General features: G+C 60.6%; 22 protein-coding genes and 1 pseudogene. 13 read left to right on the forward strand and 10 right to left on the reverse strand.

Going from position 1 to position 24,995, the window contains the following annotated elements; all coding sequences use genetic code 11:
* Positions 1–22 precede the first annotated feature (22 nt).
* The 7 genes and pseudogenes from Q1A32_RS12215 (at position 23) to Q1A32_RS12245 (ending at position 9,866) form a co-directional block, all read left to right on the forward strand.
* Positions 23–1,012 (forward strand): HlyD family secretion protein, encoded by a 990-nt coding sequence (locus Q1A32_RS12215; protein WP_299653498.1) that lies wholly within the window; start codon positions 23–25, stop codon positions 1,010–1,012.
* Complete coding sequence (gene rbbA, locus Q1A32_RS12220) at positions 1,009–3,702, forward strand: ribosome-associated ATPase/putative transporter RbbA (protein WP_299653501.1); 2,694 nt, start codon at positions 1,009–1,011, stop codon at positions 3,700–3,702. Before Q1A32_RS12215 ends, rbbA begins: the two co-directional genes overlap by 4 nt.
* Positions 3,703–4,827 carry an ABC transporter permease gene (locus Q1A32_RS12225; protein ID WP_299653504.1) on the forward strand — a complete coding sequence of 375 codons (1,125 nt, stop codon included), beginning with the start codon at positions 3,703–3,705 and terminating at the stop codon, positions 4,825–4,827.
* A gap of 726 nt (positions 4,828–5,553) precedes the next feature.
* Positions 5,554–6,846 (forward strand): annotated as a pseudogene (locus Q1A32_RS12230) (aldehyde dehydrogenase family protein); the annotation flags it as partial.
* Between the two features lie 2 nt (positions 6,847–6,848).
* A complete protein-coding gene (locus tag Q1A32_RS12235) occupies positions 6,849–7,691 on the forward strand; it encodes a crotonase/enoyl-CoA hydratase family protein (RefSeq protein WP_299653507.1) in 843 nt (280 codons plus the stop codon).
* 697 nt (positions 7,692–8,388) lie between these two features.
* The gene (locus tag Q1A32_RS12240) at positions 8,389–8,850 is read left to right on the forward strand and encodes a hypothetical protein (protein WP_299653510.1); all 462 of its coding nucleotides are present in this window, start codon (positions 8,389–8,391) and stop codon (positions 8,848–8,850) included.
* Positions 8,851–8,852: 2 nt separating this feature from the next.
* Entirely contained in the window at positions 8,853–9,866 is a 1,014-nt protein-coding gene (locus Q1A32_RS12245) for an ester cyclase (protein ID WP_299653512.1), read from the forward strand.
* A 77-nt stretch (positions 9,867–9,943) separates the two neighbouring features.
* On the opposite strand, the gene Q1A32_RS12250 is transcribed toward Q1A32_RS12245, so the two are convergent.
* The 5 genes from Q1A32_RS12250 to dusB form a co-directional block, all read right to left on the reverse strand.
* A complete protein-coding gene (locus Q1A32_RS12250; RefSeq protein WP_299653515.1) occupies positions 9,944–11,353 on the reverse strand; it encodes a sigma-54 dependent transcriptional regulator in 1,410 nt (469 codons plus the stop codon).
* Positions 11,350–13,560: a PAS domain-containing sensor histidine kinase gene (locus Q1A32_RS12255; RefSeq protein WP_299655579.1), complete on the reverse strand. Its 2,211-nt coding sequence runs from the start codon at positions 13,558–13,560 to the stop codon at positions 11,350–11,352. The genes Q1A32_RS12250 and Q1A32_RS12255 overlap by 4 nt, the downstream gene beginning before the upstream one ends.
* A 130-nt stretch (positions 13,561–13,690) precedes the next feature.
* Positions 13,691–15,052, reverse strand: coding sequence for a sigma-54 dependent transcriptional regulator (locus Q1A32_RS12260; RefSeq protein ID WP_299612435.1), 1,362 nt, complete (start codon positions 15,050–15,052; stop codon positions 13,691–13,693).
* Positions 15,053–15,055: 3 nt separating this feature from the next.
* Complete coding sequence (locus Q1A32_RS12265) at positions 15,056–16,147, reverse strand: nitrogen regulation protein NR(II) (protein WP_299612433.1); 1,092 nt, start codon at positions 16,145–16,147, stop codon at positions 15,056–15,058.
* The gene (gene dusB, locus Q1A32_RS12270; RefSeq protein WP_299653518.1) at positions 16,144–17,124 is read right to left on the reverse strand and encodes a tRNA dihydrouridine synthase DusB; all 981 of its coding nucleotides are present in this window, start codon (positions 17,122–17,124) and stop codon (positions 16,144–16,146) included. The genes Q1A32_RS12265 and dusB overlap by 4 nt, the downstream gene beginning before the upstream one ends.
* Before the next feature lie 182 nt (positions 17,125–17,306).
* Here dusB and ispD point away from each other — a divergent pair, with 182 nt between their 5' ends.
* The 5 genes from ispD (at position 17,307) to Q1A32_RS12295 (ending at position 20,754) form a co-directional block, all read left to right on the forward strand.
* Positions 17,307–17,972: a 2-C-methyl-D-erythritol 4-phosphate cytidylyltransferase gene (ispD, locus tag Q1A32_RS12275; protein WP_299653521.1), complete on the forward strand. Its 666-nt coding sequence runs from the start codon at positions 17,307–17,309 to the stop codon at positions 17,970–17,972.
* Entirely contained in the window at positions 17,962–18,441 is a 480-nt protein-coding gene (gene ispF, locus Q1A32_RS12280) for a 2-C-methyl-D-erythritol 2,4-cyclodiphosphate synthase (RefSeq protein ID WP_299653524.1), read from the forward strand. Before ispD ends, ispF begins: the two co-directional genes overlap by 11 nt.
* Entirely contained in the window at positions 18,438–18,932 is a 495-nt protein-coding gene (locus Q1A32_RS12285) for a phosphatidylglycerophosphatase A (protein WP_299612427.1), read from the forward strand. The genes ispF and Q1A32_RS12285 overlap by 4 nt, the downstream gene beginning before the upstream one ends.
* Positions 18,929–19,408, forward strand: a complete 480-nt coding sequence (locus Q1A32_RS12290; RefSeq protein WP_299653527.1) for a CinA family protein — start codon at positions 18,929–18,931, stop codon at positions 19,406–19,408. Before Q1A32_RS12285 ends, Q1A32_RS12290 begins: the two co-directional genes overlap by 4 nt.
* Positions 19,409–19,572: 164 nt before the next feature.
* Complete coding sequence (locus tag Q1A32_RS12295; RefSeq protein WP_299653530.1) at positions 19,573–20,754, forward strand: ammonium transporter; 1,182 nt, start codon at positions 19,573–19,575, stop codon at positions 20,752–20,754.
* On the opposite strand, the gene Q1A32_RS12300 is transcribed toward Q1A32_RS12295, so the two are convergent.
* Together Q1A32_RS12300 and Q1A32_RS12305 are read right to left on the reverse strand one after the other, a co-directional pair.
* The gene (locus tag Q1A32_RS12300) at positions 20,736–21,983 is read right to left on the reverse strand and encodes an MmgE/PrpD family protein (protein WP_299653533.1); all 1,248 of its coding nucleotides are present in this window, start codon (positions 21,981–21,983) and stop codon (positions 20,736–20,738) included. The two genes, Q1A32_RS12295 and Q1A32_RS12300, sit on opposite strands and share 19 nt — an antisense overlap.
* 39 nt (positions 21,984–22,022) lie before the next feature.
* Positions 22,023–22,466 (reverse strand): type II toxin-antitoxin system RatA family toxin, encoded by a 444-nt coding sequence (locus Q1A32_RS12305; RefSeq protein WP_299653537.1) that lies wholly within the window; start codon positions 22,464–22,466, stop codon positions 22,023–22,025.
* 73 nt (positions 22,467–22,539) lie between these two features.
* Between Q1A32_RS12305 and hpt the strand changes: the two genes are divergently transcribed.
* Complete coding sequence (gene hpt, locus Q1A32_RS12310) at positions 22,540–23,076, forward strand: hypoxanthine phosphoribosyltransferase (protein ID WP_299653540.1); 537 nt, start codon at positions 22,540–22,542, stop codon at positions 23,074–23,076.
* Here hpt and Q1A32_RS12315 read toward each other — a convergent pair.
* From Q1A32_RS12315 to Q1A32_RS12325, 3 genes are all read right to left on the reverse strand, one after another.
* Positions 23,069–23,278, reverse strand: a complete 210-nt coding sequence (locus Q1A32_RS12315; protein WP_299612422.1) for a hypothetical protein — start codon at positions 23,276–23,278, stop codon at positions 23,069–23,071. The two genes, hpt and Q1A32_RS12315, sit on opposite strands and share 8 nt — an antisense overlap.
* A gap of 241 nt (positions 23,279–23,519) precedes the next feature.
* Positions 23,520–24,467 carry a lipoyl synthase gene (gene lipA / locus Q1A32_RS12320; protein WP_299653543.1) on the reverse strand — a complete coding sequence of 316 codons (948 nt, stop codon included), beginning with the start codon at positions 24,465–24,467 and terminating at the stop codon, positions 23,520–23,522.
* Positions 24,468–24,548: 81 nt separating this feature from the next.
* Complete coding sequence (locus tag Q1A32_RS12325) at positions 24,549–24,989, reverse strand: hypothetical protein (protein WP_299653546.1); 441 nt, start codon at positions 24,987–24,989, stop codon at positions 24,549–24,551.
* Between the last annotated feature and the right edge of the window lie 6 nt (positions 24,990–24,995).

Below are 24,995 nucleotides of genomic sequence, written 5' to 3' on the forward strand. Positions count from 1 at the left end.
TAACCGCAACTTGGCGCTAAGCATGAAGAACACGATCATCGCAATTCTTGTGGCCATCGGTGTCGCAAGCGCTGCTGTCTTTTTGTCAATCAACAACCCGCGCGAAACGCTGCCCGCTGGTTTTGTAAAGGGCAATGGCAGGATGGAGGCGGAACAGGTCGAGATCGCACCGATGATCGCCGGGCGCGTTAAGAGCGTCGTGGCGACCGAAGGCAGCCTCGTTGAAGCCGGTGCTCTACTGGTGGAAATGGATACGGACGAACTGTCGGCTGCGTTGGACCGCGCCAAGGCAGAGGTTGCACTTGCTCGCCAGACCAAAGCCGAGGCCCAGGCGCTGGTTCTGCAGCGCCTGGCCGAACAGCGCCGTGCTGCCCACGAGTTGGAGCGGGCCACCGCTTTGTTGGCAGGCCAGAACATCTCCGAAGCTGCTTTTGAAGAGCGGGAAACCACCAGCCATGTCGCAGAAGCGGTTTTGGGCGCAGCCAAGGCGCGGGTTGCCACAACCGACAGCCAAATCGCCGCAGCCGAGGCAGAAATGCGCAGGATCGTGGCACAGATTGAGGACAGTACGCTTTTCGCGCCAATGCAAGGCCGCGTGCTTTACCGCTTGGCCGAGCCGGGCGAGGTCGTCGGCGCGGGCGGTCCGATCCTGACACTGCTAAGCTTGGAGAATGTCTACATGGAGGTGTTTCTTCCAGCGCGAGAAGCGGGCCTTTTGCCCATTGGGGCCGAGGCGCGGATCGTTCTGGACGCGTTGCCGGATTTCGCCATACCTGCCCTTGTCAGTTTCGTGTCGCCCGAAGCCCAGTTCACGCCCAAGCAGGTCGAGACACTGAGCGAACGCGAGCAACTTGTGTTTCGCGTCCGTGTCCGCATTCCCAAAGAGCTTGTGGTGGGGCGGATTGAACATGTGAAAACGGGCATACGTGGCGAGGCCGTTATTCGTGTCGATCCTGACAGCGCCTGGCCCGAAGCCCTGGAACGGCGCATTCCCGCCGAGTTGTTCGAATGAGCATCGCGCCCGATGCGCCAGCGATCCGGCTGAAAGATGTCAGCCATCAATACCGCAAACACACTGCGTTGGACGCGCGTTCGCTGGATATTCCAAACGGACAGCTTGTCGGCTTTATCGGACCAGATGGAGTCGGCAAATCGACACTTCTGAGCCTGATAACCGGCGCCAAAAAACTGCAGTCGGGCAGCATCGAGGTACTGGGCGGGCCAATAGACAATGCAGCGCACCGGCGCCGGATCTGTACCCAAATCGCGTTTATGCCCCAGGGCTTGGGCCGGAACCTGTACGCCGAATTATCCGTGCGCGAAAACCTCGAGTTCTTTTCGCGCCTGTTCGGTCAAGGCAAGGAAGAACGCGATGCGCGCATCGCATCTTTGTTGTCTGCTACCGGTCTGGCCCCCTTTACCGATCGGTTGATGGGAAAGCTGTCGGGCGGAATGAAACAGAAACTCGGCCTCTGCTGCGCCCTGATCCACGATCCGGTGCTCTTGGTGCTGGACGAACCGACAACTGGAGTTGACCCCGTGTCCCGCCGTCAATTCTGGGCGCTGATTGACGCCATTCGCAGTGGGACACCGGGTCTTACTGTGCTTGTGTCGACCGCCTATATGGATGAGGCTGAACAATTCGACCGAATTGTCGCGATGGACGCTGGACAGATCCTGTACCACGGGACCCCAGCGGAGCTGAAAGGGAAGTCTGACGACCTCGAAACTGCGTATCGCCGCTTGCGGGAAAAGGAAGCACCGCAGGTCAGCCCAAACCCGGCGCCTGCTCATAGCTTCGACACGGAACCCATCATCACGGCGCGAGGGTTAACGCGACGCTTTGGTGATTTCGTAGCCGTCGACAGCGTCGACTTCTCGATCCATCGCGGGGAGATTTTTGGCTTTCTCGGCTCGAACGGCTGCGGGAAATCGACCACTATGAAAATGCTGACCGGGCTGCTGCCCATCAGCGAAGGGGAGGCAAGCTTGCTGGGCCGCCCTGTCGAGTCGCGCAACCGGAAATTGCGGCGCGAAATCGGGTATATGAGTCAGGCTTTTTCGCTCTATGGCGAGTTGACGGTGCTGCAAAACCTTCAACTCCACGCAAGAATCTTTGCCATCCCGGACAAGGATACGCGGATCGAAGCCTTTATCGAGCGTTTTGGACTCGACGCGCACCGCCACACCCTTGCCGCGACACTGCCATTGGGTATCAAGCAGCGGCTGTCTCTGGCCGTCGCTGTCATTCATCAACCACGGGTTCTGATCCTGGATGAACCCACATCAGGCGTGGACCCCGAGGCTCGAGATGCCTTCTGGGATTTGCTCGTTGAGCTGTCTCGTGGTGATGGCGTTACGATTTTAGTTTCCACCCACTTCATGGGCGAGGCGGAACGCTGCGACCGCGTATCTTTCATGCACGCAGGCCGCGTTCTGGCCGAGAACACGCCAGATGCGTTGATGGCCCAGGAAGACGCCGGATCGCTCGAAGAGGCGTTCATCGCCATTCTGGAGCGCGCCGACCCGCCTACACCTGTGACCGCCCCTGATGTGCCAGTCAGCGCAAAGCGTACAGGGATGGGCGGCGTCGGCCGCGCGCTGGCATACGCAAGGCGCGAGACGGTCGAGGTTTTGCGCGACCGCGTGCGCCTGGCCTTCGCTTTCCTGGGGTCAGCGCTGCTGATGCTCGTTTTCTGTTATGGGATCACGCTGGACATCGAAGAACTGGAATTTGCCGTTCTGGATCTTTCACAGGGGCCGGAGAGCCGCGCCTATGTCTCGGAAATCGAAGGGTCCAGGTATTTCCAGCCCACCACACGGTTGAACAGCGCCAGCGAAGGGGCAGCCCGGCTGACCCATGGTGACGCATCACTTGTTGTCGAATTGCCCCCCGATTTCGGGCGCAAGCTGCGGACCGGCGAGCGGACCGAGGTTCTCGCCATCGTGGACGGCGCCATCCCGTTCAAGGGCGAGACGGTCGAAGGATATGTCGCTGGATTGCACCAGACCTTTCTGAATTCACTGGCGCGCGAAAATGGCATTGAGCAACCCGAGATCGCACGCATTGAGCCACGCTTTCGATACAACCAAAGCTTTGAAAGCATCGCAGCCATGGCCCCGGCCATGCCCGCCATCCTTCTGATCATGTTGCCCGCCGTTCTTATGGCCGTCAGCGTCGCGCGCGAGAAAGAGCTGGGCTCAGTCACCAATTTCTATGTGACACCGACGACGCGACTGGAGTTCCTGATCGGCAAACAGATCCCATACATCGCCATTGCATTTGCGAACTTTCTGCTGCTTGCGGTTATGACGGTTGTGATCTTTGGCGTCCCACTCAAAGGCAATCCCGTACCGTTGGCTATCGGCGCGTTGCTTTATGTCTGGGCGACCACGTCCTACGGCTTGCTGATTGCAACCATGACGTCGAGCCAGGTTTCGGCAACCTTTGCCACAGCCATAGCGTCGGTTGTGCCGACCATTCAATTCTCGGGCTTGCTACAGCCCGTTTCAACCCTCGAAGGTGGGGCGCAGACCATTGGGTCGCTCTGGCCGTCATCCTACTTTCTGCATTTGAATGTGGGCACGTTCACCAAGGGTTTGAGCTGGGAGGCGCTTGGTCCGGACATTCTGGCATTGGCTTGTTTCGGGCCCGTGCTGACCGCGGCTGCCACTCTTCTGTTGCGTGGACAGGAGACATAGATGCAACGGCTCTATTCGATCTTCTGGCTCGGTCTGAAAGAGGTGATGAGCCTGCGCCGCGACTGGGTCATGATGGCACTGTTGGTCTGGTCTTTCACCCTCGCCCCCGTGATGGAGGCGACAGGCGTCGCAAACTCTGTGAACAACGCATCCATCGCCTTTGCAGACGAAGACCATTCGCACCTGTCCCGATCATTGGCGGCAGCCTTCTTTCCACCCGAATTTCAGGACGTTGTTCACATTGAACCGGGGACAGGCGCGGCTGCGATGGACGCCGGGTACTTTCTGTTCGTCGTGGCAGTTCCGCCCGGTTTCGAGAAAGACGTACGCGCAGGGCGCGCGCCCGAAATACAGGTGTCTATAGATGCCACTGCAATGGAACAGGCCGGCATCGGCGCAAACTACATCGTCAACATCCTCAGCGCCGAAATCCACCGCTTTGCAATCGGGTCGGATCTCGCAACCGCGCCTCCGGTCGAATTGGTGATAAGAAGCGCGTTCAATCCCAATCGCGACACGGTCAGGTTCGCCGGTATCGTGGCGCTGATCGGTCAGATCATGTGGCTGACGACAATTCTGACTGGCGCGGCCATGATCCGAGAACGCGAGCATGGAACCATCGAACACCTGCTTGCCATGCCGCTCTCGCCCTTCGACATAGCGTTGGCCAAGATATGGGCCAATGCCGCAGTCGTGTTGATCGCCTCTGCACTATCGCTCGCTCTTGTGATGCAGGGCCTACTGGGGATCACAATTGCCGGATCAGCGGCACTTTTTTTGCTGGGCACGGCGCTGTTTCTGTTTACCGCAACGGCTTTGGGCGTTTTCCTTGCCACGCTCGCGCAATCCATGGCGCAATTCGCGCTTCTGGTGATGCTCGTTATCCTGCCGATGCTAATGCTGTCTGGGGGCGAGACACCGGTCGAGGGTCAGCCGGACTGGCTGCAGGTCGGAACCCTGATCCTGCCATCGCGGCACTACATGTCGGCAAGCCAAGCAATCGTGTTCAAGGGGGCTGGTTTCGAAACAGTCTGGCCCGAGTTTCTTTGGATGACCACATTGGGCGGGGCCCTACTGGCGATGAGCCTGATGTTGTTTCGTCGATCTGTGGCGCAGGAAACATAATTCGCCAGAGCCATCAGCAAAGTGCATGCGCGACGATCACAATTTACATGGCCGCCGTTGTCGCACAGTCAGAGTGGGCGATATGAAACCTCCCCGCGATCATGATGCGCCACGGCCCGCATTCATTGAGGAACTCGAGAGGTTCAGAAGATGGGAAGCGTTGAAAGACTGTTGAAAGGGACCGTCGAAAAACTGGACCTTTTGCTGAACACCAAGACCATGTTGGGGGTAACCCGATCAAAAGGGGAAACCCAACGGTTATGCCGATTGTGAGCCATGGCTTCGGGTTCGGAGCTGACGGCCGCGTTAAGATAACATTGGGCGATTGTGCTGGCTCGGGCGGTGGTATTGTCCCGCTGGGCGCGACCATCAGCGATGACGAAGGTGTGCAAGTTGGATCGGTTCAAGGTGCGATAAACAACTCTGCCAAAGTGATTTGGCACCACCGCGGACAAGGCGATTATAGCGCAGAAGAGAACGCCAATGCCATGGCACCCGGCGGTCAAGTCGGGGCAGTGTCGATCCTCTGAACAATCCTGTTTTTGCTCGTCACTGTGGCGCGGGTGTTGATCTCGCTTATCGGCATTCTGCCGCTGCTGATCGAGTTGGCCCTTCGCAAGGGCAAGCGACCTGTTTGTCCTGCGCGGCGCCCCATCGTTCATACGTTCAGAAAACGACCCGGAGTTAGTTGTTTAAGCCGTGGAGAACTGGATTAGGGCCGTAGGCGCAAATACAGTTCGCATCGCCGCGGCCAAGGCAGCCTTCCCGGCCTGGGCGGCAACAGACCCTTGGGGCAAGATCGTCGCACTGGAGTGGTTGATGGAGGTCTACAAGGGCCAAGCCGCAGACATGGCGCAGACCATCAGCTTTGAGATGGGCGCACCTATCGCATTGGCAAAGACAGCACAGGTCGGCGCCGGGGCTGGGCATCTCAAGAACACCATTCGGGCAGCCAAAGCTTTTGCCTTTGAACGCCTCTTGTGCGATCACACGCCCGGACATGATCTTATACGAGCCGGTGAGTGTCTGCGCGTTGATCGCGCCATGGAACTGGCCGATGAACCAGGTGATGCTGAAGGTCGCCCCGGCGCTGGCTGCGGGGTGCACGGTGGTGCTGAAACCCTCTGAACTCTCACCCCTCAGTGCCATTCTGCTAGCCGAGATGATCAATGCAGCGGACTTCCCGCCCGGAGTGTTCAATCTTGTGAACGGTGTTGGTGCACATCTCACCGCGCACCGGCACGTGGACATGGTCAGCTTCACCGGGTCAACCCGCGCAGGGGTGGCGATCAGCAAAGCGGTGGCGGGGACCGTCAAGCACCTCAGCCTTGAATTGGCGTGCAAGGGGGCCAACATCATCTTCGCCGATGCAGATGAAAGTGCCGTCACGCGCGGTGTGCGGCGCTGCTTCAATAACTCAGGCCAGTCCTGCAACGTGCCGACCCGGATGCTCGTGTAACGCGCGATCTACGACCAGGCCGCTGAATCCGCCCGAGCCGCAGCCGAGAAACAAAGGTCGGACCCATGGACATCGAAGGCCGCCAGATCGGCCCGGTTGTGTCTGAACCGCAGTTCAACAAGATCCAATACATGATCAAGCGTGGCATCGATGAGGGTGCTAGGTTGATTACGGGTGGCCTTGACCGACCCGGCGGGTTGATCCGGGGTCACTTCGTGCGCCCAACGATCTTTGCCGATGTCACGCCGGACATGACGATCTGGACGGAAGAAACCTTTGAGCCAGTCCTGTGTATCTCACCCTTCGGTTCTGAAGAGGAGGCCATCGCCTTGGCGAATGACACGCCCTATGGCCTCACGAACGACGTCCAGACCTCTGACAAGTCCCGCGCCCGCCGAGTGGCGCGGCGGCTGCGGTCTGCTATGGTCGAGACGAACGGCCAATTCGGCGGTGCGGGCTCGCCTTTCGGTGGCATGACGCAGTCGGGCAATGGTCATGAAGGCGGTGTCTGGGCTCTTGAGGAGGTCCTTGAAGTCAAGGCCGTCAGCGATTGGGGGTGAGCATGTCGAAGGTTCTGTACGAGAAAGACGGCCGTATCGGGCGGATCACCCTTAACCGGCCTGAGGTCATGAATGCCATCGACGACGACCTGCCGCACGAATTGGCAGCGGCGGTGGCAGAGGCCGACCATAACCGCGACATCCACGTGATGGTCCTGTCGGGCGCAGGAAAGGCGTTTTGCGCAGGCTACGATTTGGCCCACTACGCCGAAGACCCCGACAACAGGATCACCCAGGACATGCCCTGGGACCCGATGCAGGATTTCCAGTTCATGTGGGCCAACACGCAGGCTTTCATGTCGCTCTTTCGTGCAATGAAGCCGGTGATCTGCAAGGTGCATGGGCACTCCGTCGCGGGCGGCTCGGACATCGCGCTCTGTGCCGACCTGACCGTCATGGGCGACACGGCGCAAATCGGTTACATGCCAACACGTGTCTGGGGCTGCCCCACCACTGCGATGTGGGTGCACCGGCTTGGACCGGAGAAGGCCAAGCGGATGATGTTCACCGGCGACAAGATCAGCGGGGTAGAGGCCGCTGAGATGGGGTTGGTGCTGAAATCCGTGCCTGACGATCAGCTCGATGCCGAGGTCGAAGCGCTGGCCGCCCGGATGGCATCCGTGCCGGTCAACCAACTGGCGATGCAGAAAATGGTGATCAACGCGGCTGTCGAAGAAAAGATCAACCAGACGCAGCGCCTTGCCACCGTCTTCGATGGCATCACTCGCCACTCACCCGAAGGCATAAACTTCAAAGCCCGCGTGGAGCAAGTTGGCTGGAAACAGGCGGTGCAGGAACGGGACACCGGAACCTTTGACTGGACCCGCAACAAGCCCTTCGACTGACAAATCCCGCGAATGACTTGGAACCAACCGTTCGCGTTAGCGTACCAAATTACGTCAACGCCCCGCCGCCCGAGTATAGGATAGGGAAAACCCGGCGCGCTCCGAACCAATGGCGGCTCTACTCGTCGCGCGGCGGTTTTTCCGCTGCGAGCGCACGCAGCATAAAAAACGAACTCACAGAATGGGCTCGCAGCCGACATTCACCTCTCGGCACTGCCCAACGCCGATCCCGCACGACCTGGCCCGGAACCAAGCGCGCAGCGCGCCGGGCCGCGCCAGACCTCCCCCCGGGGAGGACGCACATGCAGGCTGCTCAAATCCGAACACCCCCGGCAACATGCTTGGCCACCACAAAGCGCACCTGAACATCCCTCAGATGCGCCCACCCGAGGTCGGACGCGGCCCTCCGTTGCCAAAAGCCACCAAAATACACAGGCCTCAAACACACCCCCGGCACAAAACCAAGACACCCCTAACCACCGCAGTGCCATCGCCTGACGGCCCATCGGGCAGGCGATAGGGTTGACCTTGGCGTGGCATAATCCCGTCTCGCCACGATCACAGCCATAAATCGCCCGGGACCCAGCGCCGGATCGCCTGCCCGCGGACAGCCAATGGCACGGCCTGCGCCCCTGATCCCAACGCCCCCACAACACCCCGATTGTCAAAGCGCCCAAGCTGCGGCAAGGTCCCCCCGATGCGTGCGCTCCTCACCCTTGCCCTGCCTCTGACCCTGTCCGGCTGCCTGCCGCTCTCGACCTATTACGCCGAGGGCGTCAGCTTTGCGCAGTTCGAACGGGACAACACCAATTGCGACGTGCGCGCGCTGCGCGATGCCCCCGTGGCCAACCAGGTCCGTCAGGGCGCGCCGCGCTACATTTCGCGCCGCGTCTGCCGTTCGGACGGACGCTGCTACAATCGCGGCTATTGGGTGCCGGGCGACATCTACACCGTCGACGTGAACGCCGGATTGCGCAAACGGGTCAAGGGGCAGTGCATGGGTGATCTGGGCTATCGGCCGGTCGAAATTCCCGCCTGTCCCCAAGGGATTGCACAGGCCGCACCGCCGGGGCCGTCCGCCACTCTGCCCCGCCTCAATGCACGCAGCTGCGCCATCAAGACCGGCGATGGCCGGTTCCGTATCGTCACCCAAGGATAGACATGACCACCGATCTCGCCCGTGCCAAAGCCGTCGTGCTGGCCCATCATGCCGCGCTTGCGCGTGCGGAACCCGCCTGTTGCGCCACCACCCTGTCGCAACATTACCTGCCCGACACGCTGTGGCGCGGCATGCATCCCTTTCACGAACAGCGCGGCCCCCAAGCGGTGGCTGACGCGTTCTGGTCGCCCTTCCTGTCCGCCATGTCCCGCGTGCAGCGGCGGCAAGACATCTTCTTTGCCGGGCACAACCATCTGGACGAAGGCGGCGGCACTTGGGTCGCCTCCATGGGGCACCTCATGGGCCTGTTTGACGCCCCGTTTCTGGGCATCCGACCCACGCGCAAGATCACCATGGTCCGCTATGCGGAATTCTCGAAGGTCGAGGGCGACCGCATCGTCGAACAGGCGCTGTTCGTGGATCTGCTGCATCTCATGGCGCAGGCGGGCCAGTACCCCCTGCCCGGCATGACCGGCGCGCAACTGGTGCAGCCGGGGCCGCTGACCCATGACGGGTTGCTCTTTGACGATCAGGACAAGGATGTCGGTCAAGCCACGCTCGACCGCATTCATGCGATGATGGAAGCGATCACCCAAGCCAACGCGTCGGACACACCGCTGCCCCCCGAACAGGAGCTGGCCCGCGACTGGCATGACGACATGATCTGGTGGGGGCCGACGGGCATCGGGGCCACCTACACCATCGACCGCTACATCGAACAGCACCAGCGCCCGTTCCGCACCCAGCTTGGCGACCGCACCTTCAACGGCCATATCTGTCGGATGGCCGAGGGGAATTATGGCGGTTTCTTCGGTTGGCCGAACCTGACGATGGAGTGTACGGGGCCGTACATGGGCCTGCCGCCCTCGGGTCGGAAAGCGGACATGCGCGTGGTCGACATCTACCGCCGCGACGGTGACAAGCTGGCCGAAAACTGGGTCTTCATCGACATCCTGCATTTCCTGAACATGCAGGGTCTCGACGTGCTGGCGCAGTTGGATGTGCGCAAAGGTTAACGGGCGTTAAGGATTTGAAAACCGCGTAAAGCGTTGATTTTGCGCGGTTTCAAAAATGTCCCACGCTGGGACATCCCTCAGACCGCCGCATCCTCCTCATCCAGATGCGCCACCCGCGCCCCCGCTTTTGAAGAGGTCACGACCCCCAGCGATTTCAATTTGCGGTGCAGGGCCGATCGCTCCATCCCGACAAAATTTGCCGTCCGGCTGATATTGCCCCCGAAGCGGTTGATCTGGGTCAGCAGATATTCCCGCTCAAACGCCTCCCGCGCCTCTCGCAGCGGCAGGGTTGCCAGAGCGCCCGAAAGCACCACACGCCCCTCCTCACCCTCAGGCTCCTCAGAGCCGGGCAGTTCCTTGGCATCGATGGGCCCCGTCCCGTCGCCGAGGATCAGCACCCGCTCGACCATATTTTTCAACTGCCGCACATTGCCGGGCCAGACCATCGTCTGCATCAAAGCCGCCGCATCCTCGGTCAACTCTCGCTTGGGCAGGCCTTGGGCCGCGTTGCATTCCTCAATGAAATGGGCGGCCAGTTCCGGGATATCCTCGCGCCGTTCCTCAAGGCTGGGCACCGCAATCGGAACGACGTTCAAGCGGTGATACAGTTCCTGCCGGAACGTCTCGGCTGCGATGGCCTGTTCCAGATCGCGATTGGTGGATGAAATCACGCGCAGATCCACCCGGACCTTGTCCGTGCCCCCAACCCGCTGGAATTGCTGATCCACCAGCACCCGCAGGATTTTGGACTGGGTCCCGATGGGCATGTCCGCCACTTCGTCGAAATAGATCACGCCGCCATGGGCCTGCTCCAGCAGACCCGGCTCGACCCCACGGTCTGCGCCCTCCTTGCCGAACAGAACTTCTTCCATATTCTCGGGCGCGACCCCTGCACAGTTCACAGTGATGAATGGCGCATCAGAGCGGTTTGAATTGGCGTGGATATAGCGCGCCGCGACTTCCTTGCCGCAGCCCGCCGGGCCGGTCAGCATGACGCGACCGTTGGATTTGGTCACCTTGTCCAGCTGCGAGATCAGCGCGCGATAACTGGCGGAGGTGCCGATCATCTTGGCTTGGGCCGCTTCGGGACGGCGCAGGCTCTGGTTTTCGCGGCGCAGGCGCGACGTCTCCATCGCGCGGCGGATAACCACCAGCAACTGATCAATGTTGAAGGGTTTCTCGATGAAATCGTACGCCCCCTGCTTGATCGCAGCGACCGCAATCTCGATGTTGCCGTGACCCGAGATGATCACGACCGGCACGCCCGGATTGTCGCGTTTCACGGCCTTGAGAATATCGATCCCATCCATCTGGCTGTCCTTGAGCCAGATATCGAGGATCATCAGCGCGGGTTCGGCCGTGTTGATCGCCGCCATCGCATCATCGGAATTGCCAGCAAGTCGGGTGGCGTACCCTTCATCTTCGAGAATGTCCGAGATCAGTTCCCGAATATCCCGTTCGTCGTCCACAATCAGAATGTCGCTCATACCGCTTCCTCTTCCTCAACTGCTGGTGCGTTTGCCATGACAGGCAGAGTGATGACTGCCATGGCACCGCTGTGGGTTTGGCCCGCAAAAACGGGCGCATCTTCGAGGGTCAGGGTGCCCCCGTGTTCTTCGATGATCTTCTTGACGATGGGCAGACCAAGGCCGGTGCCTTCGTCGCGTGTTGTCACATAGGGTTCAAACAGCCGCGCCCGATCTTCGGGCAGGCCGATGCCGTTGTCCGCAATCGTGATGACGGCGCCAGTGGGACCGATCCGCATCTGTACTTCGATGCGGGGCGCATGCCCGTCTGGAACATCTTTTTTCTGCAAACTTTCAATGGCCTCACCACCGTTCTTTACAAGGTTCGTCAAAGCCTGAGAGATCATGGTGGCGTCCACCTCGGCGTGCACCGGGTGTTCGGGAAGCTTGGCAACAATCTCGACGTTGGGTTGGCCCGATTGCTGCAGCACGACGGCATCCTGCACCAATTGCGTCAGGTTTTCGGACTTGCGCACAGGCTCGGGCATCCGTGCAAACTTGGAAAACTCATCCACGATGCGACGCAGATCGCCCGTCTGCCGCACGATGACATCTGTCATCTGGTCCAGACTTTCGCTGTCCTCTCCGACCTTTGGGCTGAACTTGCGCTTGATCCGTTCGGCGCTGAGCTGGATGGGGGTGAGCGGGTTCTTGATCTCGTGGGCAATACGACGGGCCACATCGCCCCATGCCGCCATCCGCTGCGCCGAGACAAGATCTGTCACGTCGTCAAAGGCGATCACGTAGCCTTCGAGCGCGCCGTCGACACTGCGCCGGGTGGCCATCCGCACCAACAGGTTTTCAAGCCGCCCACCGCGTGTGACCTTGACTTCGCCGGTTGCAACTTCCTGCGGGCTGGCCTTGAGCAGTGCGAAAAGGGTGGCGAATTCCGGCACGGCAACGGCCAATGGCACGGCGTCGCGCCCCTCTTGCCAATTGAGCAACCGCGCACCGGAGCGGTTCACGAACGTGATGTGACCATTGGCGTCGACACCCACCACACCGGAGGTGACCGAGCTGAGTACGGAATCGAACAGGCGGCGGCGGCGCTCAATCTGTTCGGTGTTGGCCAGCAGGGTCTGACGCTGACCTTTGAGTTGACGGGTCATCTGGTTGAAGTATCGGCCCAGCATGGCGATTTCGTCGTCGCCTTCTTCCTCGCGTACCTGCACGTCGAGATCACCGGCACCAACCCGTTGCGCAGCACCAGTCAACCGTCCGACAGGCCCCGAGAGCCGTTCGGCGAACCACAGGCCCAGCCAGATGGCAGCAAGGATCAGGATGACGGCAAAGCCAAGATACAGCAGGCCGAACTGGAACAGCACCGTGCCCCGTTCGCTTTCCAGCTGTTGATAAAGCCGCACGGTTTCCTTCGTTTCATCCAGCAGCGACAGGATTTCGCCATCCACATCGCGGCTCACATACAAGAACCGGTCCACATAGCTGGCCAAGGGCACGAGCGCGCGAAATTCGTTGTTGGGCCAATCCTGTATCACCAACCCGCCCGTATCAATGGATTGCTTGATCTGATCCGCAGATGGCTGTTCGAAATCAAAGAGGTAAGACCTGTCACCCCGCGCGCGGATTTCGCCTGTTCCGTCGATCAGATACGCTTCGCGCAGACCGCGCTGAACCTGAATCTGGCCTTCGGTCAACACCTCGCGATCACCGACCACCTGCGCGCCACGCACGGTGTCGATATAGCGGGCCAGCGCACGGGCATCGGTGATCAGGTCGCTGCGTTGTTCGGTCTCGTATGCTTCGGCGGCGGCAAGGGATGCCCCCACGACACGGCTGACGCGGTCCGAAAACCATCCTTCAAGCCCGATGTTCACGGTCAGGCCCGCAAAGACGGCTACTGTCACTGTCGGGATCAGCGCCAGCAATGCAAACACGCCAGTAAGTCGAAGGTGCAGTCGCGAGCCTGCGGATTTGGCACGCCGGGCCGCGATGAGCCGGGCAATCTGGGACAAAACAAGTGCGCCCAGCACCAGAACATAGACAAGGTCGGCCAGCAGCACGAGGCGCAGGGACAGGGCCGTTGCGCCCTGATCCAGCGGACCAAGAACGAGGAATGTAGCAAGCGCAAGGATTGGAGCCAGAAGGACAAGCCCCAGCGTCGCGAAGTTCCGAACGCGCCTGCGGCGTCGCAGACGGCCAAGCGTCAACCACCAGCTCGTGCGTGTTCTGGATGCCACTTCGTGCGCCCTCGATGATGTGGCACCGTGGTGCCGTACCGCCATATCCAGTGATCGTCCGCGCCGATGCGGCGCAGATGCCACGGGTTGTGTGGCAGTATTACATCAATTTGCGGCGGCGTGTCACCTCTATATCCAAGTCCGTGATCTTCTTTCGGAGCGTATTTCGGTTGATACCGAGCAGATCGGCGCATTTGGCCTGATTTCCGCCCGTCGCATCGAGTGCGATTTCGATCAGCGGGGCTTCCACCTCGCGCAGGATACGTTGGTAAAGCCCAGGGGGCGGCAGCATGTTGCCGTGCAGGTCAAAGTAGCGCTTGAGGTGACGGCCGACACTTGCACCCAGCTTTTCCGTGTCGCCCGCGCTGCGGATCGGTTCGAGTTCGGGTTGGCTGCCCAGAACTTGTTCAACCTCCGACGCAGAGATTTCGACCGCGCGGCTGGTAAGGCCCAGACGCCGGACCGCGTTTTCCAATTGGCGGACGTTGCCGGGCCACGAATAGGTGCGGAAAATCTCGGCTGCGTCCTCGGACAAGGCACGGCGCGGTTGTCCGGACTTTTCGCCTCGCACCAGAAAGTGGTCTGCCAGCAGCGGAATGTCGTCGACCCGCTCGCGCAGCCCCGGCACGTTGAGCGTGGCCCCCGACAGACGGTAGTAGAGATCCTTGCGCACCTGCCCGGCCTCCATCGCGGCGGTCAGGTCGGTCTGCGAAGTGGCAAGAAAGCGTGGAACATATTCGCCGGGCGTGTCCATCATGCGCACGATACGGGCCTGAATTTCTTCGGGGATGTCGCCGATCTCGTCAATCAGCAGCGTGCCGCCCTTGACCCGCGCCAACACCCGTGCCGGTCCTTCGAGATCCTGTAATTCAGCCGCCGTGACCGTGACAAACGGCAGCGTGCGCCGGTCGGAAAAGTCGTGGATGGCCCGGGCGATGAGGGACTTTCCCGTCCCGCTTTCGCCCCAGATCAGCACAGGCAGGTCGGTGTTCATGACCCGTGCCACAACGCGGTAGAGCGCCTGCATGATCGCGGTGCGCCCCACGAGGGGCAGTTCGTCCGGGCGGTCTGTGTCCTCGTCCCGGGTGGGGGCATGAGACTTTTGCTCAAGCGCCTTGGCCGTGCGTTTCATAAGGTCCGGCAGGTCGAACGGTTTGGGCAGATAGTCGTAGGCCTCCGCCTCTGCCGCCTGAATCGCTGTCATGATGGTGTTCTGGGCGCTGATCACGATGACTGGCAGGCCGGGGCGATCCTGGCTGATCTTGGGCAACATCTCGAGCCCGTTGCCGTCGGGCATCATCACGTCCGAGATCACCACATCGCCTTTTCCTTCACCCACCCAGCGCATGAGCGTGGTCAGGCTGGATGTCGCATGCACCTTGCACCCCGCCCGCGTGAGTGCCTGGGTCAGAACGGTGCGGATCGTGCGGTCGTCGTCGGCGACAAGAACGGTGCCATCCATATGCTAGTCCTTTTTCGGGTTGGTGTCGGCCTGTGCCGATTTGGGCGCGCGGGGCAGTGACAGACGGAACACGGTTCTGCCCGGAACAGAGGTGACGGAAATCCATCCGCCGTGATCCGAGATGATCTTGGAAACAAGCGCCAGGCCAAGGCCGGTGCCGTTTTCTTTGCCCGACACGAAAGGGTCAAAGATGTCGGCGGCAATGGCATCCGGCAGGCCGGGGCCATCATCGATGATCTCAATCTGCAGGGGCAGCGACTGCCCGTCTCCGTCGGCACGGCGCAGGCGATAGGAGTGTTCGAAATAGCTGTGCAAACGGATGGTGCCGCCTGCATTGCCAGCGGCCTCGGACGCGTTCTTGATCAGGTTCAGAACGACTTGAAGCAATTGATCGGGGTCGCCATAGGCCAGCGGCAGCGAGGGGTCGTAATCCTCGATAATCTTCATCTGCGCGCCAAACCCCAGCAGCGCAGAGCGCCGCGCGCGGTCGAGCACGTCATGGATATTCACGGCCTTGAGGTCCGGCGGCGACAGGTTTCCGAATTGCTCGACCTGTTCGAGCAGCTTCACGATGCGCCGCCCTTCCTCAACGATCAGGTCCGTCAACTCGAGGTCTTCGGGCTTGAGGTTCATGCTGAGAAGCTGTGCCGCGCCGGTGATGCCCGCCAAAGGGTTCTTGATCTCGTGGGCGAGCATTTCGGCCATCCCGATGGCCGACTTGGCGGCGGATTTGACCGAGTGGTTCTGCGTCATCCGCCCAGACAACTCGCGGGGCGAGATCATCAGTACCATGTGGTCCGGTGCGCCAATCAGAGGAGCGATCTGCAAGGCGCACTGCAAAGGCGCGCGCCCGCCATGGCCCACATCCACATCGTTGACGAAGAGCGGCGTGCCGTTCTTGCGCGCACGCGCAAGGCTGTCTTCAAGCGGAGCATCCACCGCCAGCTCGTCCCAAAGCGGCAGGCCCATCATGGTCTTGGCGGACGCGTTGAAAAACCCTTCGGCGGAGGAGTTGATGTCCACAATCTCGTCCTGCGGACCGATGATGATCACCGGCACAGGCAGCGAAGCCCAAAGATCGCCCGCCCCCGTCATGCAGCGGCCATCCCGGTTTCAGGGCACAGTGCGCGCGGCAGCAGGTCCATGGTCGCTTTGGGTGTCTTGGCCGTCAGGACAGCACGGCGCAGATCGGTGGGCGTGCCTGCCGTGTCCATGAACCAGCCCAGATGCTTTCGCGCGACGCGCAGCCCCAGAAGGTCTCCGTAAAAGGCGCGCATCTCTGCGTAGTGATCCATGACCATGGCGGCGAAAGCGTCGCCCTTTGGAATGTCCGGTGCCGGTGTCCCATAGAGCGCACGCGCCACCTCCGCCAACAGCCACGGCTTGCCCTGTGCGCCGCGTCCGATCATGACGCCTTGCGCGCCTGATTGATCAAGTGCCTGTCGGGCGGTCTTTGCGTCTACGATGTCTCCATTGGCGATCACGGGGATGTCCACGGCGTCAACCACGCTGCGGATGGCAGCCCAATCGGCCTGGCCTTTATAGAACTGACAGCGTGTGCGTCCATGGATCACGATCTGGCGGATGCCTGCGGCCTCAGCCCGCGCCGCGATGTCGGGCGCATTCATCAGCGCGTCGTCCCAACCTAGCCGGGTCTTGAGCGTGACCGGAATATTGACGGCTTTCACCACCGCTTCGATCAGCGTCAGCGCATGGTCCGGATCGCGCATGAGGGCCGATCCCGAGTAGCCGTTGACCACTTTCTTGGCGGGGCAGCCCATATTGATGTCAATGACCTGCGCGCCCTGCCCCGCAACCATCTTGGCCGCCTCGGCCATTGGCGCGGCTTCTCGGCCTGCGAGTTGCACGGCCGTACCATCGGCCCCAAGGCCCAGTTCCGCCTTTTCCCGACTGCCGGGGCGGGCGTTGAGCATGTCGTGGCTGGCCACCATCTCTGACACGACCATGCCCGCACCAAAACGCGCCACGAGGGAGCGGAACGGCAGATCGGTGATTCCGGCCATCGGGGCCAGCATCACAGGCGTTGTCATGTTGAGAGGGCCAGCGGCCATATGGTTTGCCTAATCCTTGTGCGCTTGCCGTTGGTACCGCACTGCAATGGTTTTCTCAATTGGCTCAGGCCCATTCAGCCAGCACACACCTGCAACATGCCTAATTTTTAGGCACGTATTCGGCCCATGGACAGGTCGCGACAGACCCCCTACAGATCAGGCATGTCAAAGGACCATGCAGTATGACACTGGCTGCCGCCGTGATCGTTGCCGCCGGACGCGGTGTACGGGCCGGTGGGCATTTGCCGAAGCAATGGCAGCTGCTGGCGGGTAAACCGGTGCTGGAACACACCTTGCAGGCGTTCACCGCGCATCCTCACATTGGTCAGGTTGTATTGGTCGTCCACCCGGATGATACGCAGCGGGTCGCGGCACTAGAGTGCGACGATATCACTGTCGTCGATGGTGGGGCAGATCGTGCTGCGTCAGTGGCCTTTGGGCTGAACGCGGTTGCCGGTGCACCGCACGTGTTGATCCATGACGTGGCGCGCCCACTGGTGACGGCGGCGACAATTGCAGCCGTACTTGATGCGCTGACCAGTTCCCCCGGGGCAGCCCCGGCCGTGCCCGTCACAGACGCCCTTTGGACGGGTTCGGATGGACGAGTCACTGGTACGCGGGATCGCGAGGGGCTTTACCGGGCGCAGACACCGCAGGGGTTTCACCTGCAATCCATTCGCGATGCGCATGCGGCCCATCCCGGCGGTGCCGCAGATGATGTCGAGGTTGCCCGCGCGCACGGGTTGGCCGTTGCCATTGTGCCCGGGGACGAGGACAATCTAAAAATCACCCTGCCCGCTGATTTTGCACGGGCCGAACGGATCTTGCGAGGACGCGATGGACATTAGACTGGGCAACGGGTTCGACGTGCACGCCTTCGGCCCCGGAGACCACGTCACGTTGTGCGGTGTTGATGTGACGCATGATCGTGGCCTTGTGGGCCATTCGGACGCGGATGTGGGCATGCACACAGTGACAGACGCAATCTACGGCGCCTTGGCCCGAGGCGATATCGGCCAGCATTTCCCGCCATCCGATCCGCAGTGGAAGGGCGCCGCGAGCGAGATCTTCCTGCGTCATGCTGTTGCGATGGCCAGAGATACGGGGTTCGAGATATCCAATGTGGACTGCACCTTGATCTGTGAAGAGCCGAAGATCGGGCCGCATGCCGCGCAGATGCGACAAGTGATGTCAGAGATCATGGGGCTGGAGGAAGACCGCGTGTCGGTCAAAGCCACCACATCCGAGCGATTGGGTTTTACCGGACGCGGCGAGGGCATCGCCTGCATCGCCACAGCCGCGTTGATCAAGCCATGATTGCACGGATTTTGGGCACTGTTTGTTATGTAGGCTATTTGCGCCCCGCCCCCGGAACGTGGGGGTCTTTGGCTGCCCTGCCACTGGCGTGGGTGCTGCATCAGCTCGGTGGATTTCCCCTGCTGGCTGTGGCTGCGGTTCTGTATTTTGTGGCCGCGTGGTGGGCCACGGCGGAAATGACCACGGGAAGCGCCGATCACGACCCGTCAGAAATTGTGGCGGATGAGGTGGTGGGCCAATGGATCGCCCTTGCGCCACTCAGTTACGCCGCTTGGGATCGGGGGCTGGATATCCTGGTTTTGTGGCCCGGATGGATCGCCGCTTTCATCCTGTTCCGCCTTTTCGACATTTGGAAACCGTGGCTTGTGGGATGGGCGGATCGGCGCGGCGATGCGCTCGGCGTGATGCTGGATGACGTGATTGCGGGTGTGTTTGCCGCCATCGGTGTGCTGGCCTTGGCAGGCGTTGCACACGGGGTGCTGATGGGATGAGCCTTGCTGCAGAAGTCCTTGATCTCGCAAAGGAACGCGGCGTTTTGATTGCCACGGCAGAAAGCTGCACAGGTGGCATGGTCGCGGCGGCGTTGACGGATATCCCCGGATCATCCGCTGTCGTGGAGCGCGGGTTTGTTACGTACACCAATCAGGCCAAGATGGACATGTTGGGCGTGACGGCCTCCACCCTCGACGCCCATGGCGCGGTCAGCGAAGAGGTCGCGTCGGAGATGGCACAGGGCGCGCTGGCACATGCGCCCGTGCAGTTGACTCTGTCGATCACCGGCATCGCCGGGCCGGGCGGGTCAGAGTTCAAACCTGAAGGACGCGTGTGTTTCGGGATCGCGGGCGCAAATGGCGTGGTCACTGAAACAGTTGAGTTCGGCGCTTTGGGCCGTGCGCGCGTGCGAAAAGCGGCGCGAGATCACGCGTTGAGTTTGCTTCTGACCGCTTTGAAGGCCGAGCAAGCATAACTTCACACATTGCTGAATAATTGTGCGGTAACGCCAATTCTTTGCCTAACATTGCATCAAGCCACGAAATGCCGATCTTTTTGGCAGTGCGTGGCCCCATCGCCTCTTTTTTCCGCGTCGCTCGTCCGCCACAGCCTCCTCACAAAAAAATTCCGGAGGGGACAATGAACGGAGCCGATACAGCCTGGATCATCGTGGCAACCGCACTGGTGCTGATGATGACATTGCCGGGCCTTGCACTGTTTTATGGGGGCCTTGTGCGCGCCCGCAACGTGCTGAGCGTTTTCATGCAATGCTATGCCATTGCATGTTTGATGAGCATTCTGTGGTTTGTGGCGGGGTATTCCATCGCCTTTGGCGGCAGTGAGACCGGGCTTTGGGGCGGCCTGGACAAGTTGCTGCTGAGTGGTGTGGACGCCGACAGTCTGTCGGGCACCTTGCCCGAGGTTCTGTTCTTTGCCTTCCAGATGACCTTCGCCATCATCACGCCCGCGTTGATTGTGGGTGCTTATGTCGAACGGATCGGCTTTGGCTTTGTCCTGTTGTTCTCTGCCCTGTGGATGCTGTTGTGTTATGCGCCGGTTGTGCATTGGGTCTGGGGCGGCGGCATGCTGGCCGATGGCGGAATCTTTGGCGAAACAGGCGTGCGTGACTTTGCGGGCGGCATCGTGGTGCACGAGACCGCAGGCATTGCGGCCATCGTGCTGGCCGTCTTCCTTGGCGCGCGCAAGAACCAGACCACACCGCCGCACAATCCCGGCATGGTGATGATGGGTGCGGCGCTGCTTTGGGTCGGTTGGTTCGGCTTCAACGGTGGCTCGCAACTGGCCGCTGATGGTGGCGCTGCGATGGCGCTGACCGTCACCCATATCTCTGCCGCGATGGCGTCGCTGACATGGGCGTTGTGGGAACGGATCAAGTTCGGCAAGGCATCCCTTGTGGGTATGGTCACGGGCACCATCGCGGGCCTTGCGTCCATCACGCCTGCCTCCGGCTTTGTTGGCCCGGTCGAGGCGATGATCATCGGCGCCGTCGCCGGCGTTCTGTGTCAGGAAGCGGTCACGCTGATCCGCAACGGCTTGAAAATCGACGACACGCTGGACGTATTTGCGGTGCACGGCGTTGGCGGCATCTTTGGCACAATCATGATCGCCGTCTTCGGGGCTGGATCGTGGGCCGCACAACTCGGTTCACTGGCCATCGTCGGCGTCTACACCGTCGTTGTGTCCGTCGTGCTGGTCTTTGTCGTGCGCATGATCACACCCCTGCGTGTCGATGAAGAGACCGAGGTCAATGGCCTCGACCTCGCTGTGCATGGCGAGCGGGCCTACGACGTCAGCAGCTGAGCAAAACGCGCCAAGTCGTCGTCTTCGATGGCTTGCGCGATCTCATCCGCCCGTGCGCCCACCAGCGCGCGGGCTTTTTCGTGGATGCGTTGTCTGCGGGCCTCAATCGGCAAGGGGCTGTCCAGATCGTGCGTGTAGGTCGTTCCGTCCACGACAATGCGCGCCTGCATTTCGGTCACGCTGTCGTCGGGCACGACCTGCACCCGGCCTCGCCATGCCACCAATGACGGGTCCTGCGCACAGCTGTCTGTAAATGCGCTGATGTCCCCGGTGTCCAAGCCGAAAGCGGCCATTGCCAGAACGTGGGCATAGGAGAATTTGGCCCCCAGACCCGTATCCGGCGCCACCTGATTACACACTGTCATCCAGCGCGGATGGGTGTGCACCGTAACCTGCCGCGCGTCTCGCAAAGGGGCGTTGCGCACAGCCTCCAGCGTGGCGTGCAGACCGTGGCAGCAGGCGTGAAACTTGTGGCTGACCGCATCCATGCGCCAGTCAAACGGCACGTCTTCCCCTGCCCCATGGTGCGTCTCACCAAAGCCCAAAGGTCCGGCCAATCCGTCACGCGTGGACGTCATACCCGCTTGGGCCCACATCGCCGCCTCGACCCCGGTCCGTGCTGCAAGCCCGGCATTCAGCGGCTTGCCCATGGTTCCAAATTGCGACTTCAGCCCCGACGCCATTGTCGAACACAATCCCAGCGCATACCGGGACTGGTCAGGGTCAAGTCGCAACACCCGTCCCGCGGCAACGGTCGCACCAAACGCGCCCGCCGTTGCCGTCTGGTGAAATCCGATCTGATAATGCGCGCGCCCCAGCCACAGGCCGGCAGCAACGGACGCCTCCGCACCGACAAGCGCTGCGTCGACCATATCCCGCAAAGTCACGCCTTCAGCCTCCGCCACAGCAAGGGCGGCTGGGACAACAGCAACGGACGGATGGCCGATATGCGCAAAATGTGTGTCGTCATAGTCCAGCGCATGAGACAGGGTGCCATTGATCAACGCAGCCTCAGCCACAGTACCAGTGCGCCCATCCAAGCGGGTGGCAGGCCCGCCCGATGTCATCGTTGCGGCCCAGTCGGCAAAATCGCCCTCGCGCTGACCTGCAATTCCACAAGCGGCCCAATCGAGAACGGACAGCTGCATGACAGCGCGCACCTTCTCGGGCGGCTCGGTGTGCGCATACCGCAGGAGGAGCGCGGTGATGTCCAAACGTTCCTGTGTCACAAAATCCTCCCCGAAGCACCGGGTCAGGCAAAGCCGCCGCTATCCGTAAAGCTCTGCCGCCCGTCGCTCAAAAGCCCGTACAATGCGCTGCATCGCCTCATTGAAGACGACACCGATGATGCCCTGCAGGATCGCGTTCTTGAACTCAAAGTCCACGAAAAATGACACATTGCACCCGCCGGTCGCGTCCTCGAACGCCCAATTGGACTTCATGTAGCGAAACGGGCCGTCCAGATACTCGGTGTCGATCTTTTTCGCGTCGGGATACAGAACCACACAGGATGCAAAGCGTTCGCGGAAGACCTTGAAGCTGATGACCAGATCAGCCTCCATGACTTGCGTGTCGTCCTTGGGTGTCACCTTGCGCACGCGTGCCGCTGCACACCACGGCAAGAATTGCGGGTATTTTTCGACATCTGCCACCAGATCATACATTTGCTGAGCGGTGTACGGCAGGAAGCGGGTTTCGGAATGGGTGGGCATTGGGGTAGGAACGACCTTGGCAACTGTTTCGCAGGATGTGTCGCGGTTACGGCCTGAAATCAAGGGGATCACCATGTCAGAGCGGCCATATGTCATAGATCAGATGATCTCGGCCAAGGCGATTGCCGCCCGGATCGAAGCGCTGTGCGACGAAATTCAGAGCGAATTTGCCGGCACGGACAAGCTGGTTGTCGTTGGTCTGTTGCGGGGATCCTTTGTGTTCATCGCGGACCTTGTGCGTGAACTGGACCTGCCGATCGAGGTCGATTTTCTGGAAGCATCTTCCTACGGGGATGGGATGGAAAGCAGCCGGGAAGTGCGTATTCTCAAGGACTTGCGCGGAGCAATTGAAGGACGCGATGTGTTGGTGGTTGAGGACATCGTGGACACCGGATTTACCATGCACCACGTGATCCGCCTGCTGAAAGGCCGCAATCCGTCAAAGCTGCGGACCATTGCCCTGCTTGACAAGCCTTCGCGCCGCGAGGTCGACGTCAAGGCGGACTGGACTGGCTTTGAAATCCCGGATGAATTTGTTGTGGGATACGGCATCGACTTTGCGCAACACAATCGAAACCTGCCCTTCATTGGCAAGGTTCGGTTCACTTGAACAGGCGTACGGTGCCCTTTTTCGAAACGGCGCCGTCCACCAGATCCGCAGACCGCGCGTACCGTGTTGGTCTGTCCCGTGAAGTTGCATTCAGCGCGTCAATGGCATCGCGAAGATGGGCAATTGCGACCTCGTTCACCCGGGGGTCGAGATCCTCAATCAGCTCTTCAAGCATTGTAACTTTGGTCAATGGATCGATCATTGGGCGCACTCCCAAGTGTCTATCCCCAGCTAAAACTGTGTGAGTAAAGCTTTCGGTGTGTCAAGCTATATTGACACACCTTTAACGGGTATCACTTTGTATTTACTCACGAAAAACGGTATCTGAACAGTTTTTCCACTGTGATTTTTTCACGGTCTGGACGGAAATTTCAAGCCTTTTTCTCACCCAAGCTGGCACCGAAAATTTCGGACAAGCCCAAACAATTCAACGTTGTGAAGTCTCAGCCGAATTTGGCCTGACGCGCCGCGCGCAGACGGGCAAAATCATCGCCCGCGTGATAGGATGAACGTGTGAGCGGTGTCGCAGAAACCATCAGGAAGCCTTTGCCGTAGGCTGCCTTTTCGTAAGATGCGAACTCGTCCGGATGCACAAACCGGTCCACCCGGTGGTGCTTGGGCGTCGGCTGCAGGTACTGACCAATCGTCAGGAAATCGATGTCGGCGGCGCGCATGTCTTCCATGACTTGAATGACCGCCTGCCTGTCTTCGCCCAGGCCCACCATGATACCGGATTTGGTGAACATGGTCGGGTCCAGTTCCTTGACTCGCTGCAACAGGCGCAGGCTGTGAAAATAACGCGCGCCAGGGCGTACTTCGGGATAAAGACCCGGCACCGTTTCAAGGTTGTGGTTGAACACATCGGGGCGGGCTTCGACTACCACTTCGAGCACGGACGGATCGCAGCGAATGAAATCGGGGGTCAGGATTTCGATTGTGGTGTCCGGGCTGCGGTGCCGGATGGCACGAATGGTTTGGGCGAAGTGGTCTGCGCCTCCATCGTCAATGTCATCGCGGTCGACCGATGTGATGACGACGTGGTTCAGGCCAAGCTTTTCGACCGCATGAGCCACACGGCCCGGCTCGAACGCGTCGAGGGCTTCGGGCGGCTTTCCGGTTGCAATGTTGCAAAAGGTACAGGCGCGGGTACAAACCTCACCCATGATCATCATGGTGGCGTGACCCTGGCTCCAGCATTCGCCAACGTTGGGACAGCCCGCTTCTTCGCACACGGTCACGAGCCCGTTGTCACGCATGATCTTGTGCGTGTCCTTGTAGCCCTGGCTCACCGGCGCCTTGACTCGGATCCAGTCCGGTTTCTTGGGCTGCGGATTATCTGGCCGCCGCGCTTTTTCGGGGTGCCGTTGCTCAGGTATTTTCAGATCACGCATGGGTCTCTGCCAGATGGTTCAACGTTAAACTGGATTCTAGCATAGATGACGCTGCGGAAAATACCACGCGGCGCATGGCCGCTATGCGCCGCTATGATTACGCCACCAGACTGCAACGCTCCACCGATCGCGATGGATCAAAAGGATCAGCGCGATCATGGCCGCCAGTACCGCAAGGTCGATCACCTGATTGCGGTGGATTGGAAAGCCGCGGTCGTTCAGGGCGAAAGGATCAAAGAACCCTTCCCACCGGCGCAAGACGGTAAAGAGATGCATGAGCGCCAGCGCCGGATAACTGAGCCAGCGCACGACTCCGAGGGCCACAAGTATGCAGATCAGAATTTGGGCACCCGCCACGAGATAGATAGTCGTAAAGTCCAACTCGATCCCATCGAAGTGCCGGGCAAGGCCCTGGTATTGCTTCGGCGTGATGATCTTGTGGGCAGCCCACAGAAATATGAACCACGCCAACCCCAGCCGCATCAGCAGCAAGGCAAGCCCGTCCCTTGACTGTTCCGTCATCTTTGC

Origin of the sequence: uncultured Tateyamaria sp., assembly GCF_947503415.1 — a bacterium.
In the GTDB taxonomy this organism is placed as follows: Bacteria; Pseudomonadota; Alphaproteobacteria; order Rhodobacterales; family Rhodobacteraceae; genus Tateyamaria.

Bases quoted from the DNA above. Each gene is read 5' to 3' on its own strand.
- Q1A32_RS12215 (WP_299653498.1), top strand. From the start codon at position 23: ATGAAGAACACGATCATCGCAATTCTTGTGGCCATCGGTGTCGCAAGC.
- rbbA (WP_299653501.1), top strand. From the start codon at position 1,009: ATGAGCATCGCGCCCGATGCGCCAGCGATCCGGCTGAAAGATGTCAGC.
- Q1A32_RS12225 (WP_299653504.1), top strand. From the start codon at position 3,703: ATGCAACGGCTCTATTCGATCTTCTGGCTCGGTCTGAAAGAGGTGATG.
- Q1A32_RS12235 (WP_299653507.1), top strand. From the start codon at position 6,849: ATGTCGAAGGTTCTGTACGAGAAAGACGGCCGTATCGGGCGGATCACC.
- Q1A32_RS12240 (WP_299653510.1), top strand. From the start codon at position 8,389: ATGCGTGCGCTCCTCACCCTTGCCCTGCCTCTGACCCTGTCCGGCTGC.
- Q1A32_RS12245 (WP_299653512.1), top strand. From the start codon at position 8,853: ATGACCACCGATCTCGCCCGTGCCAAAGCCGTCGTGCTGGCCCATCAT.
- Q1A32_RS12250 (WP_299653515.1), bottom strand. From the start codon at position 11,353: ATGAGCGACATTCTGATTGTGGACGACGAACGGGATATTCGGGAACTG.
- Q1A32_RS12260 (WP_299612435.1), bottom strand. From the start codon at position 15,052: ATGGATGGCACCGTTCTTGTCGCCGACGACGACCGCACGATCCGCACC.
- Q1A32_RS12265 (WP_299612433.1), bottom strand. From the start codon at position 16,147: ATGACGGGGGCGGGCGATCTTTGGGCTTCGCTGCCTGTGCCGGTGATC.
- dusB (WP_299653518.1), bottom strand. From the start codon at position 17,124: ATGGCCGCTGGCCCTCTCAACATGACAACGCCTGTGATGCTGGCCCCG.
- ispD (WP_299653521.1), top strand. From the start codon at position 17,307: ATGACACTGGCTGCCGCCGTGATCGTTGCCGCCGGACGCGGTGTACGG.
- ispF (WP_299653524.1), top strand. From the start codon at position 17,962: ATGGACATTAGACTGGGCAACGGGTTCGACGTGCACGCCTTCGGCCCC.
- Q1A32_RS12285 (WP_299612427.1), top strand. From the start codon at position 18,438: ATGATTGCACGGATTTTGGGCACTGTTTGTTATGTAGGCTATTTGCGC.
- Q1A32_RS12290 (WP_299653527.1), top strand. From the start codon at position 18,929: ATGAGCCTTGCTGCAGAAGTCCTTGATCTCGCAAAGGAACGCGGCGTT.
- Q1A32_RS12295 (WP_299653530.1), top strand. From the start codon at position 19,573: ATGAACGGAGCCGATACAGCCTGGATCATCGTGGCAACCGCACTGGTG.
- Q1A32_RS12305 (WP_299653537.1), bottom strand. From the start codon at position 22,466: ATGCCCACCCATTCCGAAACCCGCTTCCTGCCGTACACCGCTCAGCAA.
- hpt (WP_299653540.1), top strand. From the start codon at position 22,540: ATGTCAGAGCGGCCATATGTCATAGATCAGATGATCTCGGCCAAGGCG.
- Q1A32_RS12315 (WP_299612422.1), bottom strand. From the start codon at position 23,278: ATGATCGATCCATTGACCAAAGTTACAATGCTTGAAGAGCTGATTGAG.
- lipA (WP_299653543.1), bottom strand. From the start codon at position 24,467: ATGCGTGATCTGAAAATACCTGAGCAACGGCACCCCGAAAAAGCGCGG.
- Q1A32_RS12325 (WP_299653546.1), bottom strand. From the start codon at position 24,989: ATGACGGAACAGTCAAGGGACGGGCTTGCCTTGCTGCTGATGCGGCTG.